This is a genomic window from Syntrophorhabdus sp., from assembly GCA_012719415.1.
GTDB lineage: Bacteria > Desulfobacterota > Syntrophorhabdia > Syntrophorhabdales > Syntrophorhabdaceae > Delta-02.
Map to the genome: position 1 here is coordinate 1 of JAAYAK010000201.1, position 6008 is coordinate 6008.

At 55.4% G+C, this 6008-nt stretch carries 4 protein-coding genes; 1 reads left to right on the forward strand and 3 read right to left on the reverse strand.

Annotated features, from left to right (window positions below; translation table 11 throughout):
* Positions 1 to 323 precede the first annotated feature (323 nt).
* The 3 genes from GXX82_11375 to GXX82_11385 all read right to left on the reverse strand — a co-directional run bounded on the left by GXX82_11375 (position 324) and on the right by GXX82_11385 (position 4425).
* Positions 324 to 545 (reverse strand): type II toxin-antitoxin system HicA family toxin, encoded by a 222-nt coding sequence (locus tag GXX82_11375; GenBank protein ID NLT23637.1) that lies wholly within the window; start codon positions 543 to 545, stop codon positions 324 to 326.
* Positions 546 to 1808: 1263 nt separating this feature from the next.
* Complete coding sequence (locus GXX82_11380) at positions 1809 to 2717, reverse strand: DUF91 domain-containing protein (GenBank protein NLT23638.1); 909 nt, start codon at positions 2715 to 2717, stop codon at positions 1809 to 1811.
* Positions 2718 to 2745: 28 nt separating this feature from the next.
* Positions 2746 to 4425: a hypothetical protein gene (locus GXX82_11385; protein NLT23639.1), complete on the reverse strand. Its 1680-nt coding sequence runs from the start codon at positions 4423 to 4425 to the stop codon at positions 2746 to 2748.
* 268 nt (positions 4426 to 4693) lie between these two features.
* On the opposite strand from GXX82_11385, the gene GXX82_11390 reads away from it, so the two are divergent.
* Entirely contained in the window at positions 4694 to 5875 is a 1182-nt protein-coding gene (locus GXX82_11390; GenBank protein ID NLT23640.1) for an ISL3 family transposase, read from the forward strand.
* Positions 5876 to 6008 lie beyond the last annotated feature (133 nt).

Sequence of the window (6008 nt, forward strand, 5' to 3'; positions counted from 1 at the left end):
GGCGGCTGTTTGACGTGCAGGAATGGGGTGCTGTGGGTCCCGAGAATGCATACGTACAAGCGCGCAAAGACTTGTGAGGATCGGCAATATCTCACGAATGGACAATCTCTTCCCCGGCGTGGACTACCTGCTGGTTCCCGAAAACCCCAAACGGTAGAGCATGGCCCTGTTGGAATGGACTATCCCGCGGCGCCAAGGCTCCTTCGGCAGCATCCATCGCCAACGTGGCCGGATTCCCTCGGAATGGGTGGGCGGACTGGCTCGGAATACGCACGGGATAGCCAACGAACGCCACACTGACGCCTTCACACTTTGACTTACATCTAGGCCCGCACGAACTCGGACAATGGCATCTCCAGCCCTGCTTGCTTGATGATCTTGCTCAGTGTCCCCCCGCACAGATCGCCAGGGTGACGGGGCACCGGGAAGGTCTTGCCATTAGGGCCCCGCCAGACTGCATGACTCCCCTTTCCATCGCGCACAATCTCGCAACCCGCCAAGTCGCGAAGCTTCTTGGCGACTTCACGATAGCGAAGGGCGCGCATATCGTGGGGAATGCGTTGAGCGAATCTTGAGCCCCGATGAACGAGGTAGACAACACGGCTCCGTATATCGCCAATGCCGCGGGTGCCCTGTGAGAAGCAAGACCAAAGTCCTGAGCCCTTCTCGCGGGACTCCAATGCGTTACGGTGGCAGGTCTCCTGCCACCCATTTTCGCACGTGGCAAACGGCTTGTCAGTGAAGTACTTGGTCGCGTTCTCATACGGTGCACCGAGGCCATCAAGGTAGGTCTTCAAAGCGGCCACAACAGCAGCCTTCTTGTCTTTGGGTGCCTTATGCTTGGCAATCCTGAAGCCGTGGGCGCAGGCCAGAACCTCCTCAGGACAACTCTTCTCCTGCATTGCCTGTCTGTAGGCAGTCTCGAACCCGGTCTTGTACAACGGTTGTCGATGGGTGACTTCAAGGCGCGTGGCAAATGACTCGAAGCGGTGATGGTAGAATTCATGCCCGTAGAGGAACAGCCGAGAGACGCGAAGCGCCTCGCAGAGCGTGAGTTTCCCATGAGAAAGCTCGACAAAAAGCCGCGCCAGTTCCTCCACCCTTTCAGGTACGAGATAGATGCCCCAGTACTCGGGATAGAAGTAATGAAAGGGCAAATAAAACGCACACGCATCCGGCGGAAGATAGCCTCCCTTCTTCCAATCGTGATTGGGCGCGCCTGGAAATGACGCCTGACCGTGAGCGAATAGCTCATCGGCCGTGTCAATAATGGAGATATCAGGGAGAGCAAGAGGCGCCTGCAAGGGCACGAGATCGCAAGATAACTGTCTTTCATCGATAAGGGCATCCTCGAAGTCCGAAAGCACTTTGCTCTCGATCTCAGGGAATGCATCCGGTTGATTAACGGGCACGAGAATCCACTCATCCTCCCAGTCGGGAGGCAACACGCCGTGGCCGAAAACTTCGGGAAGTTCCGTCTTGAGTGTGCCAATATCGTCAACTGCCATGCGGTACCCCTCTCTGCGCCTTAATACGAATTTCCAGAGCGCAAATCTGTGTATGAGCGTGTGCATTCGTGCCGCGAGGGCAAACTCCCGCTGAACATCGTTGCAGACTCAGATACATGCCAAGTTCGTTCAAAGACTGTCCATAATTGATTCCCTGCCCCGCCTTGACCTGGCGTACAAGGATAGGAAGGCTACGCCGCGCCCGCTCGGCATTTTCGCCTTTGTTGTACATGGGGTACTTTGCCGCTTGCCCTTTGCCCGCTCTTGGCATGCCAGACTCCTTCCTCATGCGTTGTCGCGTCAACTCGCTTCGTAGGACTTCTCGAACAGCGTCCGGGCTCTTTCCAGGTCGTCCTTGGAATGGATACGGACTTCGAGGTCGCCAGTGCCGTAATGGCCGATTTTGCTGACGTCGCGGGTGAAGTCTTTCTCCAGTTTCACGTCTGCTGGCGACAGATTCAGGTGCGCGAGAATGGAGTGGTCTTTTGGCCGCAACTCCACGCATGCAAAGTTCTTGATCCGCTTGAACGACACGTAGAACTTCAGGATACTCACCTGTACATCGTCTCCAAACGACAAGAGCATCTGCTTTAACTCCTCAAAGAGGTCCTTCAGCGATTCCGGTGCGTCGTCAATGTGCTGTGCGACGGTCTTGTACGTGTGCCCGGCAACAACCGCGCTCGGCGCCTCTGCGGCCCGCCCCGCCTGCACTGCGTTAACCAGTTCGAGCAGGAAGAGGTCCTCGGGATACCGCACGTACCGAATCAACTCAATGTTGCGGTTGATCTGCTGCACGGCGTGTTCGTCGTACTTGGTGAAATCCCCGGCGATGCACAACAACCGCGGGTTACTCCACTCGATGTTCTCTGAAGCTTTCTTGCCTATGGTCTCCTGCACCAGGATTCTGAAATCGGCCTTGTGGTCCATCAACCAGTCCAGGTAAAACAGCCCTTGGTTGATGACGTTCTCGTTGGTGGCTCGCTTGTACTCGATGATCACCGGGCATCCGTTCTCATCGATGCCCAGCGTATCGATGCGACCCCGGTGCGTCTTCCCCGTCGAATACTCCGTCGCCAGGAAGCGCACTCCCAGCAACTCCTCCAGATGCTTCTCGATCATCGTCTGCAGCGACCGCTCCAATGCCAGCGACTTCCCCCCAAGCTGCTGCACCTTGGTCTTGCCAATCCGGAATAGCTTGATATCGCCCATGATGACTCCTATGGCCCAGTTGCGTCGTTTAACGTTTCCGCGTTGTGTACGTATCCAAATGGTCTCCGCAATGGCCAATTACAAGACGTTTACTTTCGTGGTCGACGTAGAAATGCACTCGCAGACATTTGGGAGGCTTATTGCCAGACTTCACATGCGGGGTTATGTCGATGGTTTTGCCATTGAACTGCCGCGTCCTCATCTTCGCGAATCTGCGGTCCCTATTCGTCTGGCGTCCTTCACTCAGAGTCAATTCGAATCCTGTGGCGTCTTTAAAGGCACTCTCTTTGTTTTGTGGTTGGTCCGGCAAAAAGAACAAGTCGTAAAGCACCGTAGCCATCCCCCAGAGACACTCCCAGGCATCAGGCAAAGATCGAACCTCAAAGTTTGCTGTCTCCGCGGATTTCAACGCATCATCAAGCACCACCACCCTTCCGGCGTGCAGTCTTCCAATGAGTTTGAGCGCACCCAATAGGTCACGGGGGAGTTCTTTCAAGGCCGCGAGGGCCTGGCATCGTGTTTCAAGCTCATCGCGGCGCGCGTAAGCGTCTTGTGTGGCCTGTTGATAGGCTTCGAATTCGTGCTCCTTTGCACGTAATCGGTCATCTCGTTCTGCCACCTGGCCAGTCAGGAACTCGACTTCCTGCCGAAGGTGTTCTATCTCCTTCTGATACTTGTCATTGTCCTCTTGTACCGACTCTATGAGTTTATTGAGTTCGGTATCCTCGACTTGTCGCTCGCCAGCCAGCTCCCTCAGACGCTCCATGCGCTTTTTTGCATAAACGTCCTCGACAGAGGCAATATCTCCGGGCCGTAGAAGGTAGGCTCGGCGACAACAAGCCCGCACAATTTGCAGCATCACCTCGTCGCTGCCAAGTTCCTGAATCATCTTGGTTGTGAAGAACCTGTGGCGTCGTGCGTCACGCGGGTCGCTGAAGTCCACCCGCGGCTGATACACGCGCACCATACCGCCCCAACAGCGGAAATCCTTCTGAAACAGCGCTTCAGTCTCCTTGTCTGCCTCGCTGTTCTCTGCCACATAAACAACAGCCGTACCGGCCAAATATCGCGCCAAAAAAGAAGCGTCGATGAGGGGTTCCTTGGTCTCGAAATCCCTGGATACGTACACAATCGGACATCCTCGATCAGAGTCTTGAAGCGTCTTCTTGACGAGATCGAAACATCCGACTCTGGCAATCACTGGTTTCGGATTAAGGCTTTCCGACCCAGCACTGCACTTCCACGATTTGGCCTTAAGAAGGATCTGAATGAAGTTAGGTACGGAGGGATCAGGTGCCGCAGGCTCTTCCCCCACGTAGTTGGAGCGCACAAATCGCTGGTTGATAAGTACAAGTCGGAATAACTTGGAAGAGACCGTTGTGATGGTGATGTCTGTGCGCCAGCGGCAGCTCTTGTGCTGACGACACGGATGCTCGATTCGGCACGCCCAATTTATCGGCACATCGCTTTCTGGAGCGCACCCTGCTTGACACGTTTCTAAGGAAAAAGCTGACGGGCACCCAGCTCCCCAATGATCTCCTAAATAGAACCACGGCTTGGCCAACTCTCGTTCATCAACTCCGGCAACCGCTGCCACCCAGGAGCGTACCCTTTTGACGAGGTCCTGCCAGTCGTTACGGTTCTCATGAAGTGACTCCAAATCAATCGCACAACGATAGTGAAGATGACCGTGCAGCATTGTGTCCATAGTCGTTGTACTCCTGCTCCAGTGACTACCTACCGGACTTCTGCCGAATAATCTGCGAGCGCTTCCAGTAGCTTTCTTAATTTCTCCTCTTTGCCGGTCCCGACAATGTCCAGTTGGTTGGTTCGTCGCACGAATCTGTGCAGCTTTGAGATGGACAAGCATGTACCAAGTCGTGTATTTCCAGAGTTCTCCAAGGCTTTGGTTTCACGAGGCAAGGCACATACTTGTAGAGAGTATCGTTCGACAGACGCTGGGAGTCAAGCGGCATATGGTGAAGCGGGTGTTTGAAGAGGGCGGAGGATTGATTGTGGAACTGGATGTGCGGGCTGGTTGGCGGCAGCCCTGCGGCACGTGCGGGACGTTGAGCCGAGTGCGGGACCGGTTGGCTTCCCGCGATTGGCGGCATGTGCCGTTGTGGGGAATTCCGGTAACATTACGTTACGCGCCGACCCGCGTGCGTTGCGGATCCTGCGGCAGGATTCTGGTGGAAGAGATTCCGTGGAGCCAGGGAAAATGCCGTCTGTCGCAGGGGCTTATCTGGCTATTATCGTCATGGTGCAAGCTGCTGCCCTGGGAGCAAGTGGGCAAGCTGTTCGGGGTCCATTGGAACACGGTGGCAACGGCGGTGCGACAGGCGGTGTCGTACGGGCTGGCTCACCGAGACCTGGGTGGCGTGCTCTACATTGGGATCGACGAAATCTCGCGCCGCAAGGGCCACGTCTACGTCACCAACGTCTACGACCTGAAACAGAAGCGTCTCATCTGGTCAGGCGAAGGCCGCAGCCTGGAAACCCTGAAGCGCTTCTTCGACGAACACGGCAACGCTTTGGAAGGTCGAATAAAGGGGGTCTGCTGCGATATGTGGCAGCCGTACATCGATATGATCAAACTGCGGTTGCCCGATGCCGTGCTCGTCTTTGACAAGTTCCACGTCGTGCAGAAACTCTTGCAGGCAGTCGACCAGGTGCGGCGCGACGAGGCACACGAACTGCGCAAGACCAACCCCGAATTGCTCAAGAAGACGCGTTACATCTGGTTGAAAAACCCGGAGAACCTCACTGACAAACAGCGCGCCCGACTTGGCCATCTCGAGCGATTGAACTTGCGCAGCAACCGGGCCTACCTGCTCAAGGAAAGCTTTCGCGAGTTCTGGAATTACAGCACCAAGGCCGGAGCCCGCAAGTTTCTCAAGAAATGGTTCTGGTGGGCAACGCATTCCCGGCTTAAGCCCATGCGCGACTTCGCCTGGACGATGAAAAACCATTTCGAAGACGTGCTCAACTATTTCGAGCTCCGCATCGACAATGGGGCCGTCGAGGGAATGAACAACAAGGCCAAGGTCGTCAGCCATCGCTGTTACGGATTCCGCACCGCCACGTACTACATCATGGCCTTATACCACTGCTTGGGAGAACTTCCTGAGCCTGAAATGGTGCACAGATTCTTGTGAGGAACCCCTTAAGTAAGTGCCATTCAGGACACAATACTGAATTATCCGCGCACGCGCGACAATACGGCCTCGACGCCCTTGTCAAGAAACTATTTTAGTATTGTGTCCCCGAAATTGGAGGCGGCGAGGGCGA

What these genes read in the sequence shown, in the direction of transcription:
- GXX82_11375 (NLT23637.1), bottom strand. Translation starts at nt 545, where the DNA reads ATGCGCGCCCTTCGCTATCGTGAAGTCGCCAAGAAGCTTCGCGACTTG.
- GXX82_11380 (NLT23638.1), bottom strand. Translation starts at nt 2,717, where the DNA reads ATGGGCGATATCAAGCTATTCCGGATTGGCAAGACCAAGGTGCAGCAG.
- GXX82_11385 (NLT23639.1), bottom strand. Translation starts at nt 4,425, where the DNA reads ATGGACACAATGCTGCACGGTCATCTTCACTATCGTTGTGCGATTGAT.
- GXX82_11390 (NLT23640.1), top strand. Translation starts at nt 4,694, where the DNA reads ATGGTGAAGCGGGTGTTTGAAGAGGGCGGAGGATTGATTGTGGAACTG.